Source organism: Ferroacidibacillus organovorans, assembly GCF_001516615.1.
In the GTDB taxonomy this organism is placed as follows: Bacteria; Bacillota; Bacilli; order Alicyclobacillales; family SLC66; genus Ferroacidibacillus; species Ferroacidibacillus ferrooxidans_B.
This window is the reverse complement of the sequence record NZ_LPVJ01000004.1, coordinates 1-1,538: the sequence shown is the minus strand read 5'-3', so window position 1 is coordinate 1,538 and position 1,538 is coordinate 1. Positions and strand designations below refer to the sequence as shown.

The 1,538-nt window shown below is 45.1% G+C and carries 2 protein-coding genes; both read left to right on the top strand.

Translation table 11 applies throughout. The features are described 5' to 3' along the window. On the top strand, window positions 1–248 hold a 248-nt coding region (locus ATW55_RS16630; protein ID WP_235586945.1), incomplete at its 5' end, for a hypothetical protein. 21 nt (window positions 249–269) lie between these two features. After that, window positions 270–1,466 carry a ThiF family adenylyltransferase gene (locus ATW55_RS01435; protein ID WP_067711312.1) on the top strand — a complete coding sequence of 399 codons (1,197 nt, stop codon included), beginning with the start codon at window positions 270–272 and terminating at the stop codon, window positions 1,464–1,466. Window positions 1,467–1,538 lie beyond the last annotated feature (72 nt).

Sequence of the window (1,538 nt, the reverse complement as noted above, 5' to 3'; positions counted from 1 at the left end):
GCCTCCACATGGAATTCATGAGGCAATTATCTCAAGAGATCGCACGCATCGATAGGTGGGTCTGGTTTTACGCTTACACAGTATTGGGAATCATACTAGGTTCAGAATTAACGGGTGTGCTGCTAACTCACTGGTCCCTCTTAGGAACTGTCGCTACTGTGGGGGGAAGTGTGCTACTCACCTTCGCCATCTTCTCAATAAAATTACTGAAGCAGGGAAGACTCTCTGATCACAAGCTGAACTTATAAATACGAATAGGAGGAAGAGATATGGTCGCCGTTAATATCCCCGGGATCGTTCAAACAGCCGTACTTGTACAAGCGTCCACAGTAATTGAAGCTCTCGTGGAAATATCCGCTCAACGAGAAGGAGTATCTAAGAGGTTATTTCAAGGGAAACATATTCTAAGGCCAACTGTCATCGTATTCCTTAACAAGGAAAGAGTATTTGACTCGGCAACCCCGGTAGATGACAACGATACCATAGATGTGATTTTCGCCATCTCAGGTGGTGATTACACCCGATATAGCCGCCAAATAATATTGCAGGACATTGGATATGATGGACACAGACGCATTCAGGCTTCGAAGGTGCTAGTGGTTGGAGCTGGGGGACTGGGCAATCCAGCAACGATGTATTTGTCTGCTGCTGGTATTGGTACCCTTGGTTTAATTGATGGAGACCACGTTGAGATGTCTAACTTGGCTCGACAAATTGCCTTCCACGAAGGTGATGTGGGCACTAATAAGGCTGTTACGTTGGGGAAACGTCTTAGTTCTCAGTTTCCAGACACAAAAATAACTGTATTTGACGAACACTTAACCAATGATAATGCAAGGGACATTATATCCAAGTTTGATATCGTGGTTAATGGTTCGGACAATTTTCGCACGAGGTATGTAATAAACCAAGTGTCTGTTGAGTTGCACAAGACCTGGGTGGATGCAAGCGTTATTGGCTATGATGGACAACTTGTCTGCTTTAGTCCAGGTATGGGGTGCTACCGCTGTCTATTTGGTGATCTACCTGACTCAGGGGATACATGTGAAAGTGTAGGTGTGTTAGGGCCTCTTTGCGGCGTGTTCGGATCTCTTCAAGCAGCAAAAGTATTACAAATTCTAGGGAACCATGATATTCGTACCGTACCGTCAAACTCATTGTTTCGTATCAACCTGATGTCCGGTGTAGCGGATAATTTCAGTTGGGCTCGCGATCCCGATTGTCCTGTATGCGGTCATGAGCAGTTTGTAGTCAGTGTGCACAAGAGTGACATAGAGACTGAGCATTACGAATTTTTTACGAGCTTAGATGAAAGGAGTATGGTGCTGGATATCGACAACGCCCTAGGTACAATGTCGATGGGGATTATTCCGGTATATAAAGTCAATTACCAAAGATTCTTGGAAAATCCAAATGAAGTTATCCACAAGTCATCCGACCGTTCTAGTTATCACTGTATATTGTAGCCGCTCACGCTGTTTGACGGTGATTTGTTCACCGCCATTGGCGGAGCGGCCGTAACGTCAATCTGCCATGGA